The sequence below is a fragment of the Leisingera caerulea DSM 24564 genome (assembly GCF_000473325.1).
In the GTDB taxonomy this organism is placed as follows: Bacteria; Pseudomonadota; Alphaproteobacteria; order Rhodobacterales; family Rhodobacteraceae; genus Leisingera; species Leisingera caerulea.
The window spans coordinates 439739-463636 of the sequence record NZ_KI421513.1; the positions used below are offsets into that span (position 1 = coordinate 439739).

At 63.6% G+C, this 23898-nt stretch carries 26 protein-coding genes; 7 read left to right on the forward strand and 19 right to left on the reverse strand.

Translation table 11 applies throughout. The features are described from left to right. Window positions 1–162 precede the first annotated feature (162 nt). From ccrA to CAER_RS0109290, 3 genes are all read right to left on the reverse strand, one after another. Entirely contained in the window at window positions 163–1443 is a 1281-nt protein-coding gene (gene ccrA / locus CAER_RS0109280; RefSeq protein WP_027235092.1) for a crotonyl-CoA carboxylase/reductase, read from the reverse strand. 113 nt (window positions 1444–1556) lie between these two features. Continuing rightward, a complete protein-coding gene (locus CAER_RS0109285) occupies window positions 1557–2987 on the reverse strand; it encodes a 1-acyl-sn-glycerol-3-phosphate acyltransferase (RefSeq protein ID WP_027235093.1) in 1431 nt (476 codons plus the stop codon). Window positions 2988–3017: 30 nt separating this feature from the next. Continuing rightward, window positions 3018–4130 (reverse strand): acyltransferase family protein, encoded by a 1113-nt coding sequence (locus CAER_RS0109290; protein ID WP_027235094.1) that lies wholly within the window; start codon window positions 4128–4130, stop codon window positions 3018–3020. A gap of 210 nt (window positions 4131–4340) precedes the next feature. On the opposite strand from CAER_RS0109290, the gene CAER_RS0109295 reads away from it, so the two are divergent. From CAER_RS0109295 to deoD, 3 genes are all read left to right on the forward strand, one after another. Then, on the forward strand, window positions 4341–6308 hold the full coding sequence (locus CAER_RS0109295; protein ID WP_027235095.1) for a protein meaA: 1968 nt from the start codon (window positions 4341–4343) through the stop codon (window positions 6306–6308). Window positions 6309–6428: 120 nt separating this feature from the next. Further along, window positions 6429–6746, forward strand: coding sequence for an H-NS histone family protein (locus CAER_RS0109300; protein ID WP_027235096.1), 318 nt, complete (start codon window positions 6429–6431; stop codon window positions 6744–6746). Window positions 6747–6764: 18 nt separating this feature from the next. Beyond that, window positions 6765–7469, forward strand: a complete 705-nt coding sequence (deoD, locus tag CAER_RS0109305; RefSeq protein ID WP_027235097.1) for a purine-nucleoside phosphorylase — start codon at window positions 6765–6767, stop codon at window positions 7467–7469. Window positions 7470–7675: 206 nt separating this feature from the next. Here deoD and CAER_RS0109310 read toward each other — a convergent pair whose 3' ends face one another. The 15 genes from CAER_RS0109310 to CAER_RS0109380 form a co-directional block, all read right to left on the reverse strand. Beyond that, entirely contained in the window at window positions 7676–8533 is an 858-nt protein-coding gene (locus tag CAER_RS0109310; RefSeq protein ID WP_027235098.1) for an urea carboxylase-associated family protein, read from the reverse strand. A 102-nt stretch (window positions 8534–8635) separates the two neighbouring features. Continuing rightward, a complete protein-coding gene (locus CAER_RS0109315) occupies window positions 8636–9805 on the reverse strand; it encodes a type III PLP-dependent enzyme (protein ID WP_409359724.1) in 1170 nt (389 codons plus the stop codon). A 323-nt stretch (window positions 9806–10128) separates the two neighbouring features. After that, window positions 10129–10323, reverse strand: coding sequence for a hypothetical protein (locus CAER_RS0109320; RefSeq protein WP_027235100.1), 195 nt, complete (start codon window positions 10321–10323; stop codon window positions 10129–10131). A gap of 72 nt (window positions 10324–10395) precedes the next feature. Then, complete coding sequence (locus CAER_RS30135; RefSeq protein ID WP_154667759.1) at window positions 10396–10581, reverse strand: hypothetical protein; 186 nt, start codon at window positions 10579–10581, stop codon at window positions 10396–10398. 106 nt (window positions 10582–10687) lie between these two features. Then, window positions 10688–11398: a ZIP family metal transporter gene (locus CAER_RS0109330; RefSeq protein ID WP_027235101.1), complete on the reverse strand. Its 711-nt coding sequence runs from the start codon at window positions 11396–11398 to the stop codon at window positions 10688–10690. Between the two features lie 45 nt (window positions 11399–11443). Next, window positions 11444–11713, reverse strand: coding sequence for a hypothetical protein (locus CAER_RS0109335; RefSeq protein ID WP_027235102.1), 270 nt, complete (start codon window positions 11711–11713; stop codon window positions 11444–11446). 113 nt (window positions 11714–11826) lie between these two features. Beyond that, on the reverse strand, window positions 11827–12606 hold the full coding sequence (locus CAER_RS0109340; RefSeq protein WP_027235103.1) for a succinate dehydrogenase iron-sulfur subunit: 780 nt from the start codon (window positions 12604–12606) through the stop codon (window positions 11827–11829). 11 nt (window positions 12607–12617) lie between these two features. Further along, window positions 12618–14423, reverse strand: a complete 1806-nt coding sequence (sdhA, locus tag CAER_RS0109345) for a succinate dehydrogenase flavoprotein subunit (RefSeq protein WP_027235104.1) — start codon at window positions 14421–14423, stop codon at window positions 12618–12620. A 19-nt stretch (window positions 14424–14442) separates the two neighbouring features. Continuing rightward, complete coding sequence (gene sdhD, locus CAER_RS0109350) at window positions 14443–14814, reverse strand: succinate dehydrogenase, hydrophobic membrane anchor protein (protein WP_008554201.1); 372 nt, start codon at window positions 14812–14814, stop codon at window positions 14443–14445. An 18-nt stretch (window positions 14815–14832) separates the two neighbouring features. Next, entirely contained in the window at window positions 14833–15216 is a 384-nt protein-coding gene (sdhC, locus tag CAER_RS0109355) for a succinate dehydrogenase, cytochrome b556 subunit (protein ID WP_027235105.1), read from the reverse strand. Window positions 15217–15410: 194 nt separating this feature from the next. Beyond that, window positions 15411–16112, reverse strand: a complete 702-nt coding sequence (locus CAER_RS0109360) for a DUF1194 domain-containing protein (protein WP_027235106.1) — start codon at window positions 16110–16112, stop codon at window positions 15411–15413. 126 nt (window positions 16113–16238) lie between these two features. Next, on the reverse strand, window positions 16239–17270 hold the full coding sequence (locus CAER_RS0109365) for a MaoC family dehydratase (protein WP_027235107.1): 1032 nt from the start codon (window positions 17268–17270) through the stop codon (window positions 16239–16241). Further along, complete coding sequence (locus tag CAER_RS0109370; protein ID WP_027235108.1) at window positions 17270–17473, reverse strand: DUF1737 domain-containing protein; 204 nt, start codon at window positions 17471–17473, stop codon at window positions 17270–17272. Before CAER_RS0109370 ends, CAER_RS0109365 begins: the two co-directional genes overlap by 1 nt. Before the next feature lie 22 nt (window positions 17474–17495). Next, on the reverse strand, window positions 17496–18044 hold the full coding sequence (locus CAER_RS0109375) for an NnrU family protein (RefSeq protein ID WP_027235109.1): 549 nt from the start codon (window positions 18042–18044) through the stop codon (window positions 17496–17498). 34 nt (window positions 18045–18078) lie between these two features. Beyond that, the gene (locus tag CAER_RS0109380; RefSeq protein WP_027235110.1) at window positions 18079–18933 is read right to left on the reverse strand and encodes an HpcH/HpaI aldolase/citrate lyase family protein; all 855 of its coding nucleotides are present in this window, start codon (window positions 18931–18933) and stop codon (window positions 18079–18081) included. A gap of 349 nt (window positions 18934–19282) precedes the next feature. Here CAER_RS0109380 and CAER_RS0109385 point away from each other — a divergent pair, with 349 nt between their 5' ends. After that, complete coding sequence (locus CAER_RS0109385) at window positions 19283–19597, forward strand: hypothetical protein (protein WP_027235111.1); 315 nt, start codon at window positions 19283–19285, stop codon at window positions 19595–19597. A 77-nt stretch (window positions 19598–19674) separates the two neighbouring features. On the opposite strand, the gene CAER_RS0109390 is transcribed toward CAER_RS0109385, so the two are convergent. Further along, window positions 19675–20430: a sulfite exporter TauE/SafE family protein gene (locus tag CAER_RS0109390; protein ID WP_027235112.1), complete on the reverse strand. Its 756-nt coding sequence runs from the start codon at window positions 20428–20430 to the stop codon at window positions 19675–19677. Window positions 20431–20588: 158 nt separating this feature from the next. On the opposite strand from CAER_RS0109390, the gene mdh reads away from it, so the two are divergent. From mdh to CAER_RS27855, 3 genes are all read left to right on the forward strand, one after another. Continuing rightward, entirely contained in the window at window positions 20589–21551 is a 963-nt protein-coding gene (gene mdh / locus CAER_RS0109395) for a malate dehydrogenase (protein WP_027235113.1), read from the forward strand. A gap of 302 nt (window positions 21552–21853) precedes the next feature. After that, entirely contained in the window at window positions 21854–23047 is a 1194-nt protein-coding gene (gene sucC / locus CAER_RS0109400) for an ADP-forming succinate--CoA ligase subunit beta (protein ID WP_027235114.1), read from the forward strand. A 12-nt stretch (window positions 23048–23059) separates the two neighbouring features. Beyond that, entirely contained in the window at window positions 23060–23887 is an 828-nt protein-coding gene (locus tag CAER_RS27855) for a glycosyltransferase family 25 protein (protein ID WP_084299510.1), read from the forward strand. Window positions 23888–23898: the final 11 nt, after the last annotated feature.

Sequence of the window (23898 nt, forward strand, 5' to 3'; positions counted from 1 at the left end):
ACCTTTTTTGCCGGCGCCTCTCGCCTCCCCTGAAATAGCGAGACCTCAGCAGGCAACCGACTGAAATCCTTCGCTGAAACATGTCATATATTAAAAAGCCCGCGAACCAAGGATATGATTCGCGGGCTTGTCGCAAGTTTGAAAACGCCTCAGGCTGCCGGATCAGGCCTCCAGCACGTCCTGCAGGGTGCGCAGGCCGGTTTTCGGCGCCTGCACCAGCACCGACATGTTGCCGGGCAGATGCTCGTTGCGCAGCATCTTCATGTGCGCTTCCGGCAGGTCGTTCCAGGTGAAGACCTCGGACATGCAGGGGTCCAGGCGGCGCTCCACCATCAGCTTGTTGGCGGAGGCAGCCTGCTTCAGATGGGCGAAGTGCGAGCCCTGCAGGCGCTTCTGGTGCATCCACATGTAGCGGACGTCAAAGGTCAGGTTATAGCCGGTGGTGCCGGCGCAGATTACGACCATGCCGCCCTTTTTCACAACGAAAGTGGAGACCGGGAAGGTTGCTTCGCCCGGGTGCTCGAACACCATGTCGACGTTCACGCCCTTGCCGGTGATGTCCCAGATCGCCTTGCCGAACTTGCGCGCCTCTTTGAACCACTCGGCATATTCCGGGGTGTTGACCGTGGGCAGCTGGCCCCAGCAGTTGAAGTCCTTGCGGTTCAGAACGCCCTTGGCGCCCAGACCCATGACAAAGTCGCGCTTGCTTTCGTCGGAGATCACGCCGATGGCGTTGGCGCCGGCGGTGTTGATCAGCTGGATCGCATAGGAGCCGAGGCCGCCCGAGGCGCCCCAGACCAGCACGTTCTGGCCCGGCTTCAGGTCGTGCGGCTCATGGCCGAACAGCATCCGGTAGGCGGTGGCGAGCGTCAGCGTGTAGCAGGCGCTTTCCTCCCAGGTCAGGTGCTTGGGGCGCGGCATCAGCTGCTGGGCCTGCACGTTGGTGAACTGGGCAAACGATCCGTCCGGGGTTTCATAGCCCCAGATGCGCTGGCTGGGCGAATACATCGGGTCGCCGCCGTTGCATTCCTCGTCGTCGCCATCGTCCTGGTTGCAGTGGATGACCACCTCGTCGCCGACTTTCCAGCGGGTGACCTTGGAGCCAACCGCCCAGACGATGCCCGAGGCATCGGAGCCGGCAATGTGATACGGCGCCTTGTGGCCGTCAAACGGCGAGATCGGCTTGCCCAGGGAGGCCCAGACGCCGTTGTAGTTGACGCCGGCTGCCATAACCAGGACCAGCACCTCGTGGCTGTCCAGCTCCGGCACGTCGACAACCTCCTGCACCATCGCGGTATCGGGGTTGCCGTGACGCTCCTTGCGGATCGCCCATGCGTACATCTTCTTGGGCACATAGCCCATCGGGGGAATTTCCCCCATTTCATAGAGATCCTTTTCGGGCGCCTCGTACGACATGACGTCAGTCTGGGTATCCAATGCCATGATGGCCTCCTTTGTATCCTGTCCTTTTGCCGCGGTGCAGAATCGCAGCGGTTATCTGAGGGATAGGATTGGCAGAGTAATATTGCAACCACTTTTGCGGCGTTTGGGTAATTTTATGACCTTGCGGATGCAGCATTGAGGTTAGCAGGTGCAGAAAGATCACGGTCCCCGTCCGGCTGCGCGCCGTCTTGGGGCAGCAGGTGGCGGATGGAATTGGCATAGAACGCCAGCAGATCGCGGCGGTCTTCGACCGGGGCAAACCGGCCCTCGGATTCGGCGACCAGCCCGCGCCGCAGCAGCTGCCGCAGGCCGGTCCCGGCTGCATAGGACAGATTCTCCCGCGGCATATGGACATGCGCCAGCGGCATCGCCGCGATCAGATCCTCCAGCCGGTGCTCCAGGGCGGCCCGGCTGAGGGCGCCGTGCCGCAGAAGCAGGGCGGCGATCAGCGGCACCGGCAGCACTGGAACAATGGCGCTGATCCGTTGCATCAGCTCCCGCGCCAGCGGCTTGGTGATGTCGCCCTCGCGCCCGGCCCCGAACCCGGCCAGACTGAGCGGGCGGCCGAAATTCACCCCGGCATAGCCGGAGCGGTGATAGCGCCCGGTCATCCACAGCCACAGCTGCCGCAAGAGCCGCAGCGCCACGAGCCCGATGCGGGCGCGGAACCGGCGCTCGCCCGCCTTGGCGGCAGAGGTCAGGATCCGGTCCTCCAGCACCCGGTCATAGTTCAGCGCCACTGGCACAAAGACCACGTCGCGCCCGTCCGGATCATAGCCCTCGACGATGTATTTCAGCAGCCCCAGCCTGGGCGGGGCCAATGCGCCGTCCAGGCTCAGGCCGCCCTCGGGGAACATCGCCTGGGTGGAGCCGCCGCGGGTGGCGAGGCGCACATAGGCGGCCAGCACCTTGCGGTAGAGATCATTGCGTGAGCGGCGGCGGATGAAATAGGCGCCCATCGCCCGGATCAGACGGCTGAGCGGCCAGACCCGCGCCCACTCCCCCACCGCATAAGACAGTGCCGAACGTTCTGCCGCCAGATAGGTGACCAGCACGTAATCCATGTTGGAGCGGTGGTTCATTACGAAAACCACGGTGGACTTGGGGTCGATGGCGCGCAGCGCCTCCTCATCCTGATGTCCCAGCCGCACCCGGTACACCGCGTTGGACAGGAGACGTGCCGCGCGGATGGCGAGGCCGAAATAGGCGAAGGCAGAGAACCCGGGCACGATCTCGCGCGCGTAGCGGCGCACCTGCTCAGACGCCACATTTTCCGGGATGCCTTCCGCTGCCGCGTGATCCGCCGCCGCCTGCGCCACCTGCGGATCGTGGATCAGCCGCTGGATCATGTCATGGCGGCGGGCCAGCTTGAACGGCTCGATCGGGCGCTCCAGCCGCTGGTTCAGCCGCGCCACCGCGCGCTCCAGCCGCCGCCGGAAGAACCAGCGCACCGAGGGAAACAGGAAATGCGACGCGAACGTCACCGCGGCGAAAGCCACGATCAGCACAAAAAGCCACAGCGGCAGTTCCACGGTCTGCGTCATCCCGCAAAGCCTTGCCCAAGCCTGCCCGGTTTACAAGCCTTTTGCCGCGGCTTCCGGCCCTGGTGCAAGCTGCATCTCCCCGCCGCGGTCAGCGCGGCGCTCAAGAAAGGACCGGACGGCCTGCTGCGCCGGCAGTTCGACCAATTGGTGAACAGCGTTCGACAGCAGCAAAATACCCCCCAGAACCAGGCCCGCGGCCAGCACATAGACCGCGCCTGACAGCCCCGCCGGCAGCAAGGACAGCAGGGTCACGCCGATGTAATTGTGCAGCAGATAAACCGGATAGCTGATCACTCCCAGCCCCGCCAGCGGCCGCCACGCCAGCAGCCTGGCCGCCCCCATGCGCAGGGCGCACGCAGCAACCGCCAGGAAGATCAGCGCCAGGAATGCCGTTTCCCAGCCGTCTTCGGCGCGGTAAATTGCGACCGAGAAACTCCAGAAGATCAGCGCCGCCTGCCGCTTGCCGCGCGCCCCGGTAAAAACCGCGGCAAAGGTGATGCCCGCCGCGAACAGATGCGCATAGGCCAGAAAAAGTGTCTCGATCAGCACCTGCGGCACCAGCCCCGGGACCGCGAACTGGACCGCTGCAAACAGGGACTGCATCAGCAGCAGCACCAATGGCGCCACCGCCGCAAAGCGTCCGGCGGGCGCCAGCCAGCAAATCACCGCCGCCAGCAAGTAGAAGCGGACTTCAATGGCGAGGGTCCAATACACCACATCGACATAGCCATCGAACCCGAAGGCGCTGTGCCAGAAGCGCTGCGACGTGAAGGTCCAGGAGGCGGCAAAGCCGCTCAGCCCGCCCTGCACCTCCCGGCTGAAGCCGCTGTCAAAGTTGTGCACAAAGGCAAAGGTCAGGATGGAGCAAACCGCCATCGCCGACCAAAGCCGCACCAGACGCTTCAGTGCAAACTGCCACGGCCCGGGCTGGCCGGCTAGCGACAGCGTGATGACAAAGCCGGAAATCACGAAAAACAGCGCGACACCCAAATCGCCGTATTTCGCCAAGGGCAGCAGCCCCGCGCCATAGGGATAGTGCTGAGGGTAGGCCTGAAAGTAGTGGTACAGCACAACCGCCAGAACGGCGACGGCGCGCAGACCGTCTATCTCGGCAAGGCGCCGCCCGGTTAAAGAGTTCTTCAAAACAAAATTCTTCTAAAAATAGATTCAACTTAAAGGACTTTAGTCCGCATTCAGCTCCACCTCAACCGCGCGCTTGCTGATGGTTAACCGCGGAAACGGGTGTCGGCGCGGCAAATGCCGCAACGCAGCGAATTGACACAGGTTGAAAATTGCAGTTTACATCAGCGTGGCGAAATAAAATTACCGACACTCTGACTCGCGAGGCCCGACATGCCGCAGATGCAAAAAGACCGCCCCTGGCTGATCCGCACCTACGCCGGCCACTCCACGGCCAAGGCGTCCAACGCGCTTTACCGCGCCAACCTGGCCAAGGGGCAGACCGGCCTCAGCGTCGCCTTCGACCTGCCGACCCAGACCGGTTATGACAGCGACCACGTGCTGGCGCGCGGCGAAGTGGGCAAGGTCGGCGTACCGGTCTGCCACCTGGGCGACATGCGGGCGCTGTTCGACCAGATCCCGCTGGAGCAGATGAACACCTCGATGACCATCAACGCCACAGCGCCCTGGCTGCTGGCGCTGTATATCGCGGTGGCCGAGGAACAGGGCGCAGATGTCTCCAAGCTGCAAGGCACGGTTCAGAACGACCTGATCAAGGAGTACCTGAGCCGCGGCACCTATGTCTGCCCGCCCAAGCCGAGCCTCAAGATGATCGCGGATGTGGCGGAGTACTGCTATACCAACGTGCCCAAATGGAACCCGATGAACGTGTGTTCCTACCACCTGCAGGAGGCCGGCGCGACGCCGGAGCAGGAGCTGGCCTTTGCCCTGGCGACCGCGCAGGCGGTGCTGGATGAGCTGAAACCGCGCATCGCGCCGGAGGACTTCCCGGCGATGGTCGGGCGCATCTCCTTCTTCGTGAACGCGGGCATCCGGTTCGTCACCGAGATGTGCAAGATGCGCGCCTTTGTTGACCTGTGGGACGAGATCTGCCGCGACCGCTATGGCGTGGAGGATCCCAAGTTCCGCCGCTTCCGCTATGGCGTGCAGGTGAACTCGCTGGGCCTGACAGAACAGCAGCCTGAGAACAATGTCTACCGCATCCTGATCGAGATGCTTGCGGTGACGCTGTCGAAAAAGGCCCGCGCCCGCGCGGTGCAGCTGCCGGCCTGGAACGAAGCGCTTGGCCTGCCCCGACCCTGGGACCAGCAGTGGTCAATGCGGATGCAGCAGATCCTGGCCTATGAAACCGACCTGTTGGAATACGGCGACCTGTTCGACGGCAACCCGGCGGTCGATGCCAAGGTCGAAGAGCTGAAGGAAGGCGCCCGCGCCGAGCTGGCGAACCTGGAATCCATGGGCGGCGCGGTGGCCTCGATCGAATACATGAAGGGCCGGCTGGTCGATTCCAACGCCGAACGCCTGAACCGGATCGAGAAGAACGAGACCGTGGTGGTCGGCGTCAACAAATGGACCGAGGGCGAGCCCTCGCCGCTGCAGACCGAGGACGGCGGCATCATGGTGGTCGACCCGGCAGTAGAGCAGGAGCAGATCGAACGGCTGAACGCCTGGCGCGGCGAGCGTGACAATGACGCAGTGCAATCGGCCCTGGCCGCGCTGCGCGCCGCGGCGCAAAGCGGCGCGAATGTTATGGAGCCGTCAATTGCTGCCGCCAAGGCCGGCGTCACCACCGGCGAATGGGCCGAGGAAATGCGCAAGGTCTACGGCACCTACCGCGGCCCGACCGGCGTGTCGGCCTCTGTGTCGAACAAGACCGAGGGGCTGGACGACCTGCGCGATGCGGTGAACGCGGTCAGCGACGTGCTGGGCCGCCGCATCAAGTTCGTGGTCGGCAAGCCGGGCCTGGACGGCCATTCCAACGGTGCCGAACAGATCGCCTTCCGCGCCCGCGACTGCGGCATGGACATCACCTATGACGGCATCCGCATGACACCGGCGGAACTGGTGGAAGCGGCGCAAAATGATGATGCCCATGTGGTGGGCCTGTCGATCCTGTCGGGCAGCCATTTGCCGCTGGTCGAGGAAATGATGCAGCGCATGCGCGACGCCGGCCTGGACCATGTGCCGGTGATTGTCGGCGGCATTATCCCGGACGAGGACGCGCAAAAGCTGAAATCAATGGGTGTCGCTCGCGTATATACGCCCAAGGATTTCGAACTCAATTCAATTATGAGCGACATTGTCGACCTGGCAAGGCCACCGGAAATTGCAGTGAATTGACTTTTTACCGGCAGTTTTCTGCGAACCGATAAAAAAGATGCTGAAATGCGTCTGGTATTCAGTCCATAAGGAATGACATACCGGTTTTTCCGGTATGTCATTTTATATATGGAGTTCAGAATGACCTTCGACCTTTCGGCAATGAGCAGAAAAGAGCTTCTGCAGCTTCAAAGCGATGTTGATAAAGCCCTGCAGGAAGCAGAACTGCGCGAACGCCAGGAAGCCCTGAAAGCCGCCGAGGAGGCTGCCGCAAAATACGGTTTCTCGCTGGATGAGATCGCGACTGCGTCGCGCCAGGGCGTAAAGAAAACCAAGGCCGCTCCGAAATACCGGAACCCGGAAAACCCCGAAGAAACCTGGACCGGCCGGGGCCGCAAACCGCATTGGGTCCATGCCGCGCTGACCGCCGGCAAGGATATTTCCGATCTGGAAATCTGAGCTGGCTGGAGCTGAGCGATGACCATTCATATCGGCGCCGCCAAGGGCGACATGGCAGAAACCGTTCTGATGCCCGGCGACCCCTACCGGGCCAAATGGGCGGCTGAGACCTTTCTGAAAGATGCCAAGCTGGTCAATGAGGTGCGCGGCATGCTGGGCTACACCGGCACGTGGAACGGCCACCGGGTGAGCATTCAGGGCAGCGGTATGGGGATGCCCTCGCTGTCGATCTATGCCAACGAGCTGATCCGGGACTATGGCGCCAAGACGCTGATCCGCATCGGCTCTTGCGGTGGCATGCAGGACAAGGTCAAGCTCCGGGACGTGATCCTGGCAATGACGGCCACAACCCTCAACAGCCCGTCCAGCGGTATCTTCCGGGAGCTGAACTTTGCCCCCTGCGCCGACTGGGGCCTGTTGCAGGCGGCGGCCCAGGCGGCTGCCAAGCGCGGCGCGGGAACCCATATCGGCGGCATCTACTCCTCGGATGTGTTCTATGACGAACGCCCGGACCTGAACGAGCAGATGGTGCGCCATGGCATTCTTGGCGTGGAGATGGAAGCGGCAGAGCTGTACACGCTAGCGGCCCGCCACGGCTGCCGGGCGCTGGCAGTGCTGACCGTGTCCGATCACCTGGGCACCGGCGAGGCGCTGCCCTCTGATCAGCGCGAGCGCAGCTTTGGCGATATGGTGGAAATTGCACTTGAGGCCGCGTTCGGCTGAAAGTTTTCATTTTGATAATCAGTAAGGGCAGCGGCTTTCGCCCTGCCCTTTTTTACGGCCTGAAAGACCTGGCTTCATTTTCTGCACGTGGAAAACACGTGCCTAATGGTGTTTTCGGTCACGGCAATTAATCATCTTGCCTGCTTCCATGAAGATATTGCGCCAATTTTGTCCTCTTGCCGGAAAGCTAAGCCAATATTGCCGGCTCAGCCAAGGCCGTGGCTGCGGTCATACCCATTTCGCGGCGGGCTTTTCCAATCGCCTAGCGCGCCATTGGCCGGCGCAAAGATTTCGACCAGCAGCGGATAGCAGGCCGCCGTATCGCTGGAATGCTCAGCCGAACAATCCCCGCCCGGGCAGGCGCTGAGCGCCCCCAGCAAGTCGATCTCGGCAAAGAACTCCAGGTAATCACCGGGCCGCACCGGGCTTGCCTTCATGAAATACTGGCCGGTATCGCGGGTAAAACCGGTGCACATAAAGACATTCAGCACGTCATGCACATGCGGTTCCGCCTCCTCCGGCGGCAGCCCCAGGTGACCGGCCAGCGCCCTGGTCAGGTTGGAATGGCAGCAATGGTGGTACTGGCTGCCCGCCAGCAGGTTGCCGGTGTAGGGGTCGCAGCGGGTGCCGATCACGTCATGCACCGCCCCGCCGTACTGGTCGATCCCGTACCAGCCCAGTGTGTCCTCAGTGATGGTCGCCATCGGGCGCAGATGCGGAAAGCTGGTCCACATCCGCTCTCCCTTGGTAAGATGGGTGCCGTGCAGGGCGCGGGTCTTGCCCGAGTAGAACCGCTCGCTAAGGTCGGCCCTGTTCCACAGGTTCAAATCGCCCACCTGCGGCCCCTCCACCGAGGTGATCCTGAAGAAATGCCCGGCGGGCACCTCGAAACAGGCGGCATCGCGGGGCTGCACCAGCACCTCCCCGGTTTTCACCGCCCCTTGCCGCGCCTGCCGGTACAGCGGCAGATCCGGAACCGGCAGAGTGTCATTGGGGTAGCAGATCACCGGCTTGACCGCGCGGCGGGCGTCCGCGTCGGCGGGGGCTTCGGGGGGGATTGTCATGGGGCAAACCTTCTTGTGCGTTTGTCCCATCAAGACGGCAACGCCGCAGGGTTTCAAGCCCTGCGGCGGGCCGTACAGATCACAAGCGCCGGAGGGCGGAGGTCAGATCACCACCACGTCCAGCGGCGGGAAGCCGTTGAAGCCGACCGAGGCATAGGTCGAAGTATAGGCGCCGCAGGAGTGGATCACCACGCGGTCGCCCGCTTTCAGGCCCAGCGGCAGCTGCACCAGCTGCTTTTCATACAGCACATCAGCGCTGTCGCAGGAGGGGCCGGCCAGCACGCAGGGGCCGGTCGGTTCGTGGTCGCGGCTGGTGGAGATCCGGTAGCGGATCGCCTCATCCATGGTTTCAGCCAGGCCGGAGAATTTGCCGATGTCCAGATAGACCCAGCGGAACATGTCATCGGCATGCTTGCGGGAGACCAGCAGCACCTCGGCCGCAATTGCGCCGGCTTCGGCCACCAGGCCGCGGCCCGGCTCCGCCATCACTTCGGCAGCATCGGGGAAGCGGGCATTGACCTGCTCCATCACCGCGCGGGCATAGTCCTCGGCGCCCATCACTTCGGCCTTGTAAGAAGCCGGGAAGCCGCCGCCGATGTTCACCAGCTTCAGGTCATGGCCGGCCGCGCGGCCCGCGGTCCAGACCTCTGCCACCTGATCCAGCACCGGCGCCCACATCAGCGGATCGCGGGTCTGCGAGCCCACGTGGAACGACAGGCCGTGCACGCTGAGGCCAAGCCCGGCGGCGGTGTCCATCAGGCTCAGCGCCATGGCCGCCGACGATCCGAACTTGCGGCTGAGCGGCCAATCGGCGCCCGAGGCCTCGACGATCACCCGCAGGCAAACATGCGCGCCCGGTGCGAATTCGGCTAGCTTTTCCAGCTCTTCCTGGGCGTCGGCGGCAAAATGGGTGATGCCGATGCTATGGGCAAAGGCAATGTCCGAGGGGCGTTTGATGGTGTTGCCGAAGGTGATCTGCTCAGCCCGCGCGCCGGCCGCCAGGCACATCTCGATCTCGGCGCGGCTGGCCGCGTCAAAGTTGGAACCAAGGCGGACCAGGGTTTCCAGCACTTCCGGCGCCGGGTTTGCCTTGACGGCATAGTGGATGCGCGCCCGGCCCAGGCCGCGGTCCAGCGCCTGATACTGGCGGGCCACCGCCTGGCTGTCGACAACCAGGGTCGGCCGGTCGAAGCGGGATTGCGCAATGTACTGCAGGTGACGGGATACAGATACGGAATCGCGAGCAGTTTGCCCGGCTACGTGTACGTTCATGGTCATCTCCAAAAGACCCGGCCATATATGACCGCTCAGTTCTGTCAGAGACGTTACCGTCGCTACGTAACCTTAGGGGAGTAAAACCCCTTTCGACAGAGGCGCGTGCGTTGGCGTCTTGTCAGCCCATATCGGGCAAAGAGGTGAGTCTTTCAAGCATTATTTTTTGCGGGTCTGCCATGCACGGGCCGAGAGGCTCCCGCCTGCTCCGGCGCCTTATGAAAAGGCGTCTCGCCGTTGGGCCCTGCACAGAAGGCGTTCCGGCGCAGCCGGGGCGCCTGCGGGCGCGGGAGCTCATCGCTGCAGGCTGCAAAGTGCGGTTATCACGTGCGGCGCGGATCGCGGCAGATGCGCGGGGCGGCATCCCCCGGTTCCGCAGCGCCGCAATAGCTGCAGCGCCACTGGCCCTGGGCGCGCTGCTGGCGCCAGCGGCAGTTGCGGGTCAGGCTGGTGGCGTGGCGGCGCCACAGGAAATAGGCGAACACGCCCGCCATAAGGACAAGCAGCAGAACAGGCATTCCCCTGTCTACGCCGCAGCCGCCGCCGGCTCAACCGGAATGCCCCGCAAAGCGGTCACGCCGCGCCGCACCTCAGGCCGCCTGGTAGTATTCGACCACGCCATCCACAGCTTCGACCTCGGCCGCCGCGGGCAGCGGTTCCGGGGTGTAATAGGCAAACGCCTGCTCCAAGGCCTCCAGCGCGGCCTGACGGGCCTTATCCTTCGGGTCCTGCTGCAAATTCACCGGGTTCATCGGGTTGCCTCCATAGTCTGGCACGATCCTCCCTCAAGGGCCAAACTACCCCCTGCACGCCCGGGGTGCAGCCGCCGTTTCTGCAAAGGCGCCATGCACTTGCTGCATTGCAGCAGGCCAAGGGTCAGCATTACACCGTCAGCAGGTGCCCGGCCAGCCCCAGGGCAAAGCCTGCAACCGCGCCCAGTGCAGGCACGCTGCTGCGGTTTGAATGGGCCTTGGGCGCGATGTCCTGAAACAGCAGATAGAGAATGCCGCCCGCTGCAAAAACCATGATTGCCCCCAGCACCGCGTGCGCCTCTGCCAGCCAGACGAGCCCAGTCAGGGCGCAGACCGGCCCCAGCGCCGCCAGCCCCACGAAGGCCAGCAGCACGTGCCAGGCCGGGCTGTCACCGCTCCAGACCTCGCGGAAGGCGGCAAAGCCCTCCGGCAGGTTTTGCAGAAAGATCATCAGCGCCAGCAGCCAGGCGGTGGCGGCATCCGCCACCAGCATCGCCCCCAGCGCCATCGCCTCGGGCACGTAATCCAGCAGCATCGCCAGCAGAAGGGCGCCGCTGCCGCCGTGCTTTTGCAGCACGGTGTCGGCCAGGTAGAACACGCCTCCGCCCGCCGCAAACAACAGCACAGCAAGAACGGCTGGCAGCGCCTGCGCCCCCTCCGGCACCAGCACCAGCGCTACCGCAGAGGTGAGCGCACCGCCGCCAAAGGCTGCGATGGCGTGCAGCACCTCGTCGCGCAGGACCGGGTTTCGGATATGCTCGCACCAGGCAAGAAACCCGCCCAGCGGCATCGAAAGACCGGCCAGGCCGGCGAGAAGAATGGCGTAGAAATGCGGTTGCATTCCGGCACCTTAGGGCGGCTGCCGCCGCCGCTCAACCGATTTGGATCAGGTGTTGATACAGGAGGTCGCCTGTGCCGCCTGCGCCTCGGTCACGTTGACCCCCGGCTGGACCGTGCGCAGCACCGTTGTCCCTGCCCCATGGCCTAGAAACGCCGTGCGCACCCGGTATTGCCCGGTGATACCCGCGGCCGCGATACAGCCGGGGATCTTGGCATCCGTCGCTGCCAGCTGGCCTCCAATACGGTCGTGGTCGGTGGCTGTCATGCAGCCCGCCAGCACGCTCAGCGCGCCCGCGGCAAGTACCATCAGTTTCATGCCCGAATTCCAATGCCAGCTAAAGAACATGCCCCCGGTTTCGCAGGAAACCGGGGGCCATGCAAATTTCATCGTACGGGGCGGCGGATCCTTGCGGATCAGCCCTGCCGCGCTCAGACGGTGCGCTCGACCATCATCTTCTTGATATGCGCAATCGCCTTGGCCGGGTTCAGGCCCTTGGGGCAGGTCTTGGCGCAGTTCATGATGGTATGGCAGCGGTACAGCTTGAACGGATCTTCCAGCTGGTCAAGGCGTTCAGGCGTGGCCTCATCCCGGCTGTCGATGATCCAGCGGTAGGCGTGCAGCAGCGCGGCCGGCCCGAGGTAGCGGTCGCCGTTCCACCAGTAGCTCGGGCAGGACGTCGAGCAGCTGGCGCACATAACGCATTCATAGAGGCCATCGAGCTTCTTGCGGTCCTCGATGGACTGCTTCCACTCTTTCGCCGGGCGGTTGGTCTTGGTCTCCAGCCACGGCATGATCGAGGCGTGCTGGGCATAGAAATGCGTGAGGTCGGGAATGAGGTCCTTGACCACAGGCATATGCGGCAGCGGATAGATCGCCACATCGCCCTTGATCTCATCCATGCCATAGATACAGGCCAGCGTGTTGATGCCGTCGATGTTCATCGCACAGGACCCGCAGATCCCCTCGCGGCAGGAGCGGCGGAAGGTCAGGGTCGGGTCGATCTCATTCTTGATCTTGATCAGCGCGTCCAGGACCATCGGGCCGCAGCTGTCCATGTCGACGAAGTAGGTGTCGACCTGCGGGTTTTTGCCGTCATCCGGGTTCCAGCGGTAGATCTTGAACTTGCGCACATTGCTGGCGCCTTCCGGCTTGGGCCAGGTCTTGCCGGTGGTGATCTTGGAGTTCTTCGGGAGGCTGAGTTGAACCATGATCTGTCTCCTTAGAACGTCCGCGCCTTGGGCGCGATTTTCTTGAGGCTGATGCCGCCTTCATCCTCGGTGGTCAGCGGGTCGACCACCACCGGGCGGTAGGACAGATCAACCTTGTTGCCCTCCACGCGGGAGACGGTGTGGACACGCCAGTTCTCGTCGTCGCGGTCGGTGAAGTCCTCATGCGCATGCGCGCCGCGGCTTTCCTTGCGGGCTTCGGCGCCGATAATGGTGGCCAGCGCGTTCGGCATCAGGTTGGTCAGCTCCAGCGTCTCCATCAGGTCGGAGTTCCAGACCAGCGAGCGGTCGGTCACCTTCAGGTCATCGAGCTTGGCCGCAATCGCGGTCATCTTCTCGACGCCTTCCGCCATGGTCTTGGAGGTGCGGAACACGGCTGCGTCGGCCTGCATGCACTTCTGCATCTCCAGCCGCAGGTCAGCGGTCGGGATGCCGCCATTGGCATTGCGCAGGGTGTCGAAACGGTCGAATGCCATGTCGACAGAGGCCTGGTTCAGCACCGGGTTCGATGTCTCCGGATCAACAACCTTGCCCGCGCGGATGGCGGAGGCGCGGCCAAAGACCACCAGGTCAATGAGCGAGTTGGAGCCGAGACGATTGGCGCCATGCACCGAGGCACAGCCTGCCTCGCCCACGGCCATCAGGCCCGGGACTACCGCGGTCGGATCATCTTCGGTCGGGTTCAGAACCTCGCCCCAATAGTTGGTCGGAATACCGCCCATGTTGTAATGCACGGTGGGCAGAACCGGAATCGGCTCCTTGGTCACGTCCACGCCGGCAAAGATCTTTGCGCTTTCCGAAATGCCCGGCAGCCGCTCCGCCAGCGCCTCGGCCGGCAGGTGGGAGAGGTTCAGGTGGATATGGTCGCCCTCGGCGCCCACACCGCGGCCTTCGCGAATCTCCATGGTCATCGAGCGGCTGACATAGTCGCGCGGCGCCAGATCCTTGTACTGGGGCGCATAGCGCTCCATAAAGCGTTCGCCCTCGGAGTTGGTCAGGTAGCCGCCCTCGCCCCGCGCGCCCTCGGTGATCAGGCAGCCGGAGCCGTAGATGCCGGTCGGGTGGAACTGCACGAACTCCATGTCCTGCAGCGCCAGGCCAGCACGGGCCACCATGCCGCCGCCGTCGCCGGTGCAGGTATGCGCCGAGGTGGCGGAGAAATACGCACGGCCATAGCCGCCGGTCGCCAGCACCACCATCTTGGCGTTGAAGACATGCATGGTGCCGTCATCCAGCTTCCAGCAGACAACGCCCTGGCACTGCCCGTCGTCGGACATGATCAGGTCGATGGCGAAATACTCGATGTAGAACTCGGCGTTGTTCTTGAGGCTCTGGCCATAGAGCGTGTGCAGGATCGCGTGGCCGGTCCGGTCAGCCGCCGCACAGGTGCGCTGCACCGCGGGGCCTTCGCCGAACTCAGTCGTGTGGCCGCCGAACGGGCGCTGATAAATCTTGCCTTCCTCGGTGCGCGAGAACGGCACGCCGTAATGCTCCAGCTCGTAAACCGCCTTGGGCGCCTCGCGGGCGAGGTATTCCATCGCGTCGGTGTCACCCAGCCAGTCGGAGCCCTTGACGGTGTCATACATGTGCCACTGCCAGCTGTCCGGGCCCATGTTGCCCAGGGACGCGGCGATGCCGCCCTGCGCCGCCACGGTGTGGGAGCGGGTCGGGAACACTTTGGTCACACAGGCCGTGCGCAGCCCCTGCTCCGCCATGCCCAGCGTCGCGCGGAGGCCAGCCCCGCCGGCGCCAACCACGACCACGTCATATTCATGTGTTTCGTATTCGTAAGCAGCCATTGATGGAAACCTCGGAGCGTTACAGGGCCAGGCGGATCAGCGCATAGGCACTGGTCGCGGCGACGGCGTAGGACAGGCATTTGACCAGAATGATCGCCAGGCGGCCTTTCAGGCCATGGACATAGTCCTCGATCATGATCTGGGCGCCGGATTTGAAGTGCATCATGCCGACCCAGATTGTCAGCACGGCCACCAGTGCAGGAAACGGGCGGGAGTAATAGGCGGTGATCTCCTCGTAAGAGCCGCCCAGCGCAGAGCCGAAGGTGAAAACGAACAGCGGCACCAGGATCAGCAGCGCCACAGCGCTCACCTGCATCGACCAGTGGTGCGCGGTTCCGGATTTTGCAGCGCCCATGCCAACGGCGCGTTTGCGGTCAGTCAGATATCGCATCGCGTGTGTCCTTTGAGCTTAGACGATGATAATGGTGAGTACGGTCAGGACGGCAGAGCCGATCACCACGCCCCAGCCCAGCTTCTCGGCCTGCTCCAGCTCCAGCATATAGCCGTTGTCCCAGATCAGGTGCCGGATGCCGGCCAGCGTGTGATACCACAGGCCCAGCACCGACAGCGTCATCACCAGATCGCCGAACCAGCTGGTCAGCAGGCCGTTGGCGGTGGCAAAATAGTCGGCAGAGGTAGCGGCGGCCAGGAACCACCAGGCGATCAGCAGCGCCGAGACGATCAGCGCGTTGCCGGTGATCCGCGTCAGGATCGACGTCACAGAGGTCAGCTGCGGCCGGTAGACCTGCAAATGCGGCGAAAGCGGGCGGTTGCCCCGATTGACATCGGCCATGTTGGCTCCTTTTCAGGTTGGCTGACGACGTTTTAGCCGATTTTTACGGCGTGTCACCCAACCGAACGGTTAAAAACGGCAGGTTTCCGTGCTGTTGGCGCTAAAAGGCCACGTGTTGTGATCACAGCAAATATTTAGTGATCACAAAACCGCTCATTGAAAATCTTTTGCAGAATCAGAGCCCCTTCTGCAAATCACTGCAAAGCCGCCACCGCTTTGCCGCCCTGCTGCGGACCCAAGGCCGTCTGGCGCGCGACCTCCCGCACCAGTTTCTTGCGGATGCGCGACGGGTAATCGGCAAAGCTGGCGGCCGTGACCACAAAGGCCCCATCGCCGCGGATCACGTTCTCAAAAAAATAGGCGGTCAGGTCCGGCTCGCTCTGCTCAATCGCGATAGCGTTCACGGTCACGCCCAGGGCAGACAGCGCGCCATGCGCCTCGCGCGGCTCGACGCCTTCGTTGGAAAACCCGTCGCCGGAAATGTCGATCACCCTGCGCGTGCACTCCGCCACCTCGGTAAACTGCTCCACCGCCAGAAACAGTGCCTCGCCCACGGCAGTGGAGTAATTGCGCCAGGGCCGCGGTGCCTGTTCGATCCGCTGCGCCAGCGCCTCGACATCACTGAAACTGCGCACCTCAGCCCAGGGCAGCGTCACCTCCTGGCGTGATTGGCCGGACCATTGCAGCAGCAGCACCCGGGCGCGCGCCTTGACCAGCGCCTCAGAGACAACCCCGTCGCGCAGGCCGGCCGCCAAACCGTCCATCTGAATGCGGTATTCCTCGGCATCGACGGACCCGGAAACATCCACCGCAAGCACCAATGCCAGATCGCAGGCCGCTGCGCGCAGCGGCCAGAGGGAGAACATGGAGAAAACCAGAAGCTGCAAGACCCGCATGAAACCAGCTTAAGCGGCAACCGCGCTAAGGGTCATCACATTTCTGCCAGCTTCCCCTGTTCACCTGGCGGAAAATATCCTGGGGGTGAGCGCCAGCGGCGCGAGGGGGCAACGCCCCCTGCCCGGTCACTTCGGCATCAGGGCCCAGTAATCCAGATCCAGCAGCACATCCGGCAGGTACTTGCCGTCCTCGCCCTTCAGCTCGAACGGCGCGCCTCCCTTGGCGGCCACCAGCCGCAGCCGGATCGCGCCAACGCCCGGCGCCGCGGTGTCGGCCTTGTCCAGCACCTCAGACCAGGCCCGCACGGTCAGGCCCGACAGGCAGGGGTTGGCGTGCGCGCCGCCATTGAGGCCGACGATCATCTGCGCATTCGCCAGCCCGTTGAACGACAGCGTCCGCGCCATCGAGATCACATGGCCGCCATAAATCAGCCGGGTGCCATCGGGGCGCGCGGTCGTGTCGAAATGCACCTTGGCGGTGTTCTGCCACAGCCGGGTCGCCATCATGTGCTCGGCTTCCTCGATGGTGACGCCATCCACATGGTCGATGGTCTCGCCCACCTCATAGTCGCCCCAGCGATGCGGCTCGCCTGCCAGGGTGAAATCGTAATTGGAGAAATCCAGCCCCGCCGGGACCGCCAGCTGGTCTGCCGGGATCACCTTGTTCAGCTCCGGGATCACCGTCTCCGGTGCCGGGGCGTCCAGGTCGCGTTTGCGCACCATCACCCAGCGCACGTATTCCATCACGCATTCATCGCGCTGGTTCAGCCCGCGGGTGCGCACATAGACCACACCCGACTTGCCGTTGGAGTTCTGCTTGAGCCCGATCACCTCGGATTCAGAGCGCAGCGTGTCGCCGGGGTACACCGGCAGCAGCCAGCGCCCCTCGGCATAGCCGAGGTTCGCCAGCGCATTGAGGGATATGTCCGGCACCGTCTTGCCGAACACCACGTGGAAGGCCGCCAGATCATCCAGCGGCGCCGAGGGCAGACCAGAGGCCCGGGCAAACTCATCCGAAGAAAAAAGCGCATGACGCGCCGGATACAGCGCGTGGTACAGCGCCCGCTCCCCGCCCGACACCGTGCGGGGCACCGCGTGGCGGATCACTTCGCCGACGGTGTAGTCTTCGAAAAACCGGCCCGGATTGGTCTTGGCCATCAGTGTTCTCCCAGTTTGGTCTCAGGGGTGTAGGTTCCGTCCGCCTCTTTCACCACCGCCTGGCCGCAGCGCATGATCCCCTTGACGGGATCAAAGGCCTGGGTCGGGCTGCCATGCAGCTCCCAGCCCTTGTTCAGCGCATCGGTCACCTTGTGGCAGAAGGCAGAGGTGTCGTCCTCGGACAAAAATCGGTACAGTTTCATGGCTTCCTCTCCTGCTCAGGACCTATCCCGGAAACGGCGAAGGCCCGATCAGCCCGTGGACGTAGCCGATCACCGCCAGCAGCACAATCGAGGCCAGGAAGAACATCCCGTCCTTGGCGAGCGTGCCCTTGGGGCCAGGCTGCCAGTCCGGTTCGGAGCGGTTGATCACGATGACCTCAGCCACCGCCCAGGCCAGCAGGCCGCCGAACAGGATGATCGAGGCCAGATCGCCATTGACCAGCAGATGCGCCGCGGCCCACAGCTTGAAGCCCGCCAGCATCGGATGCCGCATGCCGTTCAGCAACGCGCCTTTCTTGGGTGCCGGGCTCATCATATAGATGGCGATCAGCACCAGCAGGTTGTTGATATGCACCATGAAGGACGGCGGCGCCCAGACATGGATGAATTCCGTGCCGCGGTAGCCCAGCACCATCAGCACAATGCCGGCAACCAGCACCAGCGCCACGGCGCCGCGCCCGGCATTGCCCATCGAAGCGCGCATATCCGGCGCCAGCCGTTTGAACAGGTGGCCGCCCCACCACAGCAGAAGTCCCAGGATCAAAAGCGCCATTTCAGCCCCTCTTAGATGTTAAACTTGTTAACACCTATGCGGAAAGCGCGGCGATTGCATCCGCTTTTGCAAGGATCTCACGCGCCGTCGCCACATGCAGGTTCTCGACTATCTTGCCGTCGACCACCGCAACACCCTGGCCTGCGGCCTGCGCCTCTTCAAATGCGGCAATCTGGCGGCGCGATGTTTCGATGTCCCGCTCGGTCGGGGCAAAGGCGGCATTGGCCGTCTCCACCTGCGCCGGGTGGATCAGGGTCTTGCCGTCAAAGCCCATGTCGCGGCCTTGGGCGCATTCGGCGGCCAGCCCTTCGGCGTCCTTGAAGGCATTGTAAACACCATCGACGATGACCAGCCCCTCGGCCTTGGCCGCCAGCAGGCACAGGCCCAGCCCTGCCATCATCGGCAGCCGGTCCGGGCGGTAGCGGGTCTGCAATTCCTTGGCCAGGTCATTGGTGCCCATCACCATGCCTTGCAGCTTGGGGTGCGCGGCGATGGCGGCGGCATTCAGCATCCCGCGCGGCGTCTCCATCATCGCCCACAGCGGGATGTCCCCGGTGATCTCTGCCAGCGCGTCCAGATCGGCAGGGGAGTTCACCTTGGGCAGCAGAATCGCGTCGCAATCCATCTTGGCCGCCGCGATGGCATCCTCGCGGCCCCATTCGGTGTCCAGCCCGTTGATCCGCACGATCTTCATCCGCGCACCAAACCCGCCCGCCTCCAGCGCCTGCGCCAGGGTCGCGCGGGCATTGGGTTTTTCATCGACCGACACCGCGTCTTCCAGATCAAAGATCACCGCGTCCACCGGCAGGGTCTTGGCCTTTTCCAGCGCGCGCGGCTTGGAACCGGGAATATATAAAACCGAACGGTAGGGGCGCGCGCGCGGGTCCATGCAAGCTCTCCAAAAGTTATTTTATTGCGTAAAGCGGTACAGATTCGATTGTATACTTTCAAGTACAATTCCGCCGCAGCGCAGCGTAACTTTGCCTGCAATTGCAGCAAGTCCTTGAAAATGCGCGTGCTTTAGCAGCGGCCTCAGGGTTAACCACTTATCAGCACCTGACAGGCACAATTTAAGGTACCACGGCACAGGATCCCCGCCGCCTCTTCAGGCCGCCCCTGCTGCCCGCAGGCATGGGGCCTGCAGCATCAACAGCGTCACACACCGGCCCGCTCAGGGATACGGGGGCTGCCGTCCGGCACCCTGCTCTGTCCGGCCGTTCCGGAAAGGGTAAAACGAGATGAAAAGGACAATATTTGCACTGCCGGCCACCCTGGCCGCCCTCACCCTGGCCGCGGCCCCCGCCGCCGCGCAAAGCCGCAACTGCGCGCCGCGCGACACGGTAGTGAAGCGCCTGGCCGAGAAATACGGCGAAAGCCGCCAGAGCATCGGCATGGGCCAGCAAGGCATGGTGATGGAGACCTTTGCGTCGGACGAAACCGGCAGCTGGACCATCACCGTGACAACCCCCAACGGCATGACCTGCCTGGTCGCCTCCGGCCAGTCCTATGAAGTGCTCGCAGAAGCACTGCCAAACACGGACAGCGACGTCTGAGCAGTTATTGAGGCAGGTTTCCAGGCTGCGGCGACAGCGGCCGGGGACGCCACGGCGGGCTGCGCCTGAAGGGGGCTTCAGGCCAGCCCGTCCCAGATCAGCTTGGTGCCGGTCACCACAAGCAGCACATAGGTCAGCGCAAAGAACCAGCGCTCCGGGATGCTGTGATGCAGCTTCACCCCCAGCCAGGCGCCGAGCAGGGCAAAGGGCGCCAGCATCAGATCAAGCATCAGCGTTTCACGTGTGAACAGCCCCAGCCCGGCATAAGGCACCGCCTTGGCAATGTTGATCGCCCAGAAAATCAGCACCGTGCTGGCCTGGTATTCGGTCTTCCGCAACCTCAGGCTGAGAAGATAGACCGCCGCTGGCGGCCCGCCCGCATGGCTGACAAAACTGGTGAACCCCACCGCCAGCCCGGCGGCAAGGCCCGCAAGGCGCGACAGCGGCCGCGCCGCAACGGCCCGCAGGCCCAGCCGGGCGCGCAGCTGCCACAGCACGAACCCCACCGCCACCGCGCCGATCAGCACCCGCATCGCATCGGCGTCCACTGAGGTGTAAAGCCACGCCCCCAGCGCCACCCCCGGCAGCCCGCCTGCGATCAGCAGCAGCGCCGCGCCCAGGTTCCAGCGCCCCCAATAGGGTTTAAGCGTGGCAACGTCGATCAGCATCAGCAGCGGCAGCATCAGCGCCAGCGCCATACCCGGCTCCAGCACCAGCGCCAGAATCGCCGCCGAGGCAAAGGCGGCGCCGGACCCGAAACCGCCCTTGGAGACGCCCGCAAAAACGACCGCAGGAATGGCAAAAACGAAAAACATCGCATCAAATGCCGCCATAGCCCGCCCCTGAAAGCCCTGAATTAAAGACCGTTTAGCGGTATCACTTCGGCATACGCAAGTATACCGCACCCTATGCCGCAGCGCAGAACCCTTGCACGGCCCGGGTTTACGCCGTAGGCATCAGGAAATTTCAACCGGACCGGAGACATTTACCAATGGCACGACCCAAAATCGCCCTCATCGGCGCAGGTCAGATCGGCGGCACCCTCGCGCACCTCGCAGCCCTCAAGGAACTGGGCGACGTTGTTCTCTTTGACATCGCCGAAGGCATCCCCGAAGGCAAGGCGCTGGACATTGCAGAATCCGGTCCGTCCGAGGGCTTCGACGCGTCCCTCAAGGGCACCCAGTCCTATGAGGACATCGCAGGCGCCGACGTCTGCATCGTCACCGCCGGCGTGCCGCGCAAGCCGGGCATGAGCCGCGACGACCTGCTGGGCATCAACCTGAAGGTGATGAAATCCGTGGGCGAAGGCATCCGCGACCACGCGCCGGACGCTTTTGTCATCTGCATCACCAACCCGCTGGACGCGATGGTCTGGGCGCTGCGCGAGTTTTCCGGCCTGCCCCACAACAAGGTCTGCGGCATGGCCGGCGTGCTGGACTCCGCACGCTTCCGCCACTTCCTGGCCGAGGAATTCGGCGTCTCCATGAAAGACGTCACCGCATTCGTGCTGGGCGGCCATGGCGACACCATGGTGCCGTCCGTGCGCTACTCCACCGTGGCCGGCATCCCGCTGCCCGACCTGGTCAAGATGGGCTGGACCACCCAGGACAAGCTCGACGCCATCGTGCAGCGCACCCGTGACGGCGGCGCCGAGATTGTCGGCCTGCTGAAAACCGGCTCCGCCTTCTATGCGCCGGCGACCTCCGCCATTGAAATGGCCGAGGCCTATCTGAAAGACCAGAAGCGCGTGCTGCCCTGCGCCGCCTATTGCACCGGCGAAATCGGCGTCAGCGACATGTACGTGGGCGTGCCCACCGTGATCGGCGCCGGCGGCATCGAGAAGATCGTCGACATCCAGCTGACCGAAGAAGAACAGACCATGTTCGACAACTCGGTCAACGCCGTGAAGGGCCTGGTTGAGGCCTGCAAGGGCATCGACAGCTCGCTGGCCTAAGCGCCGCACCTTGCCGCTATTCAAAGGGCCCGCGTCTGGCGGGCCCTTTTCTTTTGCCGCAGCGTCCCGGTCCGGCGGCTGACGCTTTTGGCCCATGATGCGGCGGCGGCGGCCTTCCGGCCAAGGCTCGAATCACCGCCGTTAAGCCTCCGGTAAATTGTGATCACACCCCCAAAACCTGTGATCACAAAACCTGAAAATCTTCACCATTTCCCCGTCTCCCGTCAAATAAGCCTTTAACACTTGGCTTTAACACGGCCTATTGAACAGCAGACAATTGCAGCCAGACGGGACAGTTTCAGATGAACATCCACGAATATCAGGCCAAAGCCCTTCTTCGCAGCTACGGCGCGCCGGTGTCCGACGGACGCGTGGTGCTGCGGGCCGAGGAAGCCAAAACCGCCGCCGGTGAGCTCGACGGACCGCTGTGGGTCGTGAAGGCACAGATCCACGCAGGCGGCCGTGGCAAAGGCTCCTTTAAAGAAGCGGATGCCGGCGAAAAGGGCGGCGTGCGCCTGACCAAATCGGTGGAGGAAGCTGCCGAAGAAGCCAAGAAGATGCTGGGACGCACCCTGGTCACCCATCAGACCGGCCCGGCGGGCAAGCAGGTGAACCGCATCTACATCGAAGCCGGCTCCGGCATCAAGCGTGAGCTGTACCTGGCCCTGCTGGTGGACCGCCAGACTTCGCGCATCTCCTTTGTCTGCTCCACCGAGGGCGGCATGGACATCGAGGAAGTGGCCGCCGCCACCCCGGAAAAGATCCTGTCCTTCTCCGTTGATCCGGCCACCGGCTACCAGGCCTACCACGGCCGCCGCATCGCGTTCTCGCTGGGCCTTGAAGGCCAGCAGGTCAAGCAGTGCGTCAAGCTGATGGGCCAGCTCTACAAAGCCTTCGTCGAGAAGGACATGGAGATGCTGGAAATCAACCCGCTGATCGTCAGCGACGACGGCAACCTCAAGGTGCTGGACGCCAAGGTCGGCTTTGACGGCAACGCGGTCTACCGCCACGCCGACGTGGCAGAGCTGCGCGACACCACCGAGGAAGACCCGAAAGAACTGGAAGCTTCCAAATACGACCTGAACTACATTGCGCTGGACGGTGAGATCGGCTGCATGGTGAACGGTGCAGGTTTGGCGATGGCCACCATGGACATCATCAAGCTCTACGGCGCGGAGCCTGCCAACTTCCTCGACGTCGGCGGCGGCGCCACCAAGGAGAAGGTGACCGAGGCGTTCAAGATCATCACCTCCGACGAAAACGTCAAAGGCATCCTGGTCAACATCTTCGGCGGCATTATGCGCTGCGACGTTATCGCCGAGGGCGTGGTCGCCGCAGTGAAGGAAGTCGGCCTGAAGGTGCCGCTGGTGGTCCGTCTTGAGGGCACCAACGTCGAGAAGGGCAAGGAGATCATCAACACCTCCGGCCTCGACGTGATCGCTGCGGACGACCTGAAAGACGGCGCCGAGAAGATCGTGAAGGCAGTTAAGGGCTAAGGGCCTGATCCGGTGAAGGCGGCTGTCTACCTCATAGGCTTGCGGCAGGCTACAGGCCGGGCGGCGCTGATGCAGCGGGAGCTGGATCAGGCCGGGCTTGCGGCCACGCGGGTTGACGCGGTGGACAGCACTGCCGTCAGCCGCGAGGAGATGCTCAAGCAGTGCGCACCTGAGGGCAACTGGGGCTATTTCCAGACCAAGGACATGGCCTGCACCCTGAGCCATGCCAAGGCCTGGGAGGCCTTCCTGGCGTCAGACGCCGATGTGGCGCTGATCCTGGAGGATGACGTCTTCCTGTCACCCGACACCGGCGCCTGGCTGGCGGACCTTTCCTGGTGGCCTGCGGATGCCGGCATCGTCAAGTTCGAGCGCTGGCGCAGCCGCAAGCTGCAGGTGGCGCTTGGCAAGGGCGGCGCCACCCATCTGGGCCGCGAGGTGCGCCAGCTGCTGTCCCGCCACGCCGGCGGTGCGGCCTATGTGATCTCCCGGCAAGCGGCGCAACACCTGCTGGACAGCCGCCCGTTCTGCATCACGCTGGACAACCTGCTGTTCAACTTTGACGCCTCAACGGCTGCGCGCGGCATCAAGGTCTACCAGATCCAGCCGGCGCTTGCTGAACAAGGCAACGACGCGCCGGACGAACACGCCATCGGACCAGCGCGCCACCGGCCCAAGGGCTGGCCGCTGTTCCGCCAGAAATTCCGCCGCGGGATTTATGAATTCCGCGGCGGCTTCCGAATACTTCCCAGTGTGGTCTTGGGGCGGGCCACTCTCGAAAAAATCCGCTTCGACGGCCGTTCTCTGGCCACCCCGCAGACCCAACACACTCATACCGCTTGAAGGAACCAAAA

What these genes read in the sequence shown, in the direction of transcription:
- deoD (WP_027235097.1), top strand. Translation starts at nt 6,765, where the DNA reads ATGACCATTCATATCGGCGCCGCCAAGGGCGACATGGCAGAAACCGTT.
- CAER_RS0109295 (WP_027235095.1), top strand. Translation starts at nt 4,341, where the DNA reads ATGCCGCAGATGCAAAAAGACCGCCCCTGGCTGATCCGCACCTACGCC.
- CAER_RS0109310 (WP_027235098.1), bottom strand. Translation starts at nt 8,533, where the DNA reads ATGACAATCCCCCCCGAAGCCCCCGCCGACGCGGACGCCCGCCGCGCG.
- CAER_RS0109315 (WP_409359724.1), bottom strand. Translation starts at nt 9,805, where the DNA reads ATGAACGTACACGTAGCCGGGCAAACTGCTCGCGATTCCGTATCTGTA.
- sdhC (WP_027235105.1), bottom strand. Translation starts at nt 15,216, where the DNA reads ATGGCCGATGTCAATCGGGGCAACCGCCCGCTTTCGCCGCATTTGCAG.
- CAER_RS0109335 (WP_027235102.1), bottom strand. Translation starts at nt 11,713, where the DNA reads ATGAAACTGATGGTACTTGCCGCGGGCGCGCTGAGCGTGCTGGCGGGC.
- CAER_RS0109300 (WP_027235096.1), top strand. Translation starts at nt 6,429, where the DNA reads ATGACCTTCGACCTTTCGGCAATGAGCAGAAAAGAGCTTCTGCAGCTT.
- CAER_RS0109365 (WP_027235107.1), bottom strand. Translation starts at nt 17,270, where the DNA reads ATGGCCAAGACCAATCCGGGCCGGTTTTTCGAAGACTACACCGTCGGC.
- CAER_RS0109330 (WP_027235101.1), bottom strand. Translation starts at nt 11,398, where the DNA reads ATGCAACCGCATTTCTACGCCATTCTTCTCGCCGGCCTGGCCGGTCTT.
- CAER_RS0109375 (WP_027235109.1), bottom strand. Translation starts at nt 18,044, where the DNA reads ATGGCGCTTTTGATCCTGGGACTTCTGCTGTGGTGGGGCGGCCACCTG.
- CAER_RS0109380 (WP_027235110.1), bottom strand. Translation starts at nt 18,933, where the DNA reads ATGGACCCGCGCGCGCGCCCCTACCGTTCGGTTTTATATATTCCCGGT.
- CAER_RS0109385 (WP_027235111.1), top strand. Translation starts at nt 19,283, where the DNA reads ATGAAAAGGACAATATTTGCACTGCCGGCCACCCTGGCCGCCCTCACC.
- CAER_RS0109360 (WP_027235106.1), bottom strand. Translation starts at nt 16,112, where the DNA reads ATGCGGGTCTTGCAGCTTCTGGTTTTCTCCATGTTCTCCCTCTGGCCG.
- mdh (WP_027235113.1), top strand. Translation starts at nt 20,589, where the DNA reads ATGGCACGACCCAAAATCGCCCTCATCGGCGCAGGTCAGATCGGCGGC.
- sdhD (WP_008554201.1), bottom strand. Translation starts at nt 14,814, where the DNA reads ATGCGATATCTGACTGACCGCAAACGCGCCGTTGGCATGGGCGCTGCA.
- ccrA (WP_027235092.1), bottom strand. Translation starts at nt 1,443, where the DNA reads ATGGCATTGGATACCCAGACTGACGTCATGTCGTACGAGGCGCCCGAA.
- sucC (WP_027235114.1), top strand. Translation starts at nt 21,854, where the DNA reads ATGAACATCCACGAATATCAGGCCAAAGCCCTTCTTCGCAGCTACGGC.
- CAER_RS0109340 (WP_027235103.1), bottom strand. Translation starts at nt 12,606, where the DNA reads ATGGTTCAACTCAGCCTCCCGAAGAACTCCAAGATCACCACCGGCAAG.
- CAER_RS0109370 (WP_027235108.1), bottom strand. Translation starts at nt 17,473, where the DNA reads ATGAAACTGTACCGATTTTTGTCCGAGGACGACACCTCTGCCTTCTGC.
- CAER_RS0109390 (WP_027235112.1), bottom strand. Translation starts at nt 20,430, where the DNA reads ATGGCGGCATTTGATGCGATGTTTTTCGTTTTTGCCATTCCTGCGGTC.
- CAER_RS0109320 (WP_027235100.1), bottom strand. Translation starts at nt 10,323, where the DNA reads ATGCCTGTTCTGCTGCTTGTCCTTATGGCGGGCGTGTTCGCCTATTTC.
- sdhA (WP_027235104.1), bottom strand. Translation starts at nt 14,423, where the DNA reads ATGGCTGCTTACGAATACGAAACACATGAATATGACGTGGTCGTGGTT.
- CAER_RS0109285 (WP_027235093.1), bottom strand. Translation starts at nt 2,987, where the DNA reads ATGACGCAGACCGTGGAACTGCCGCTGTGGCTTTTTGTGCTGATCGTG.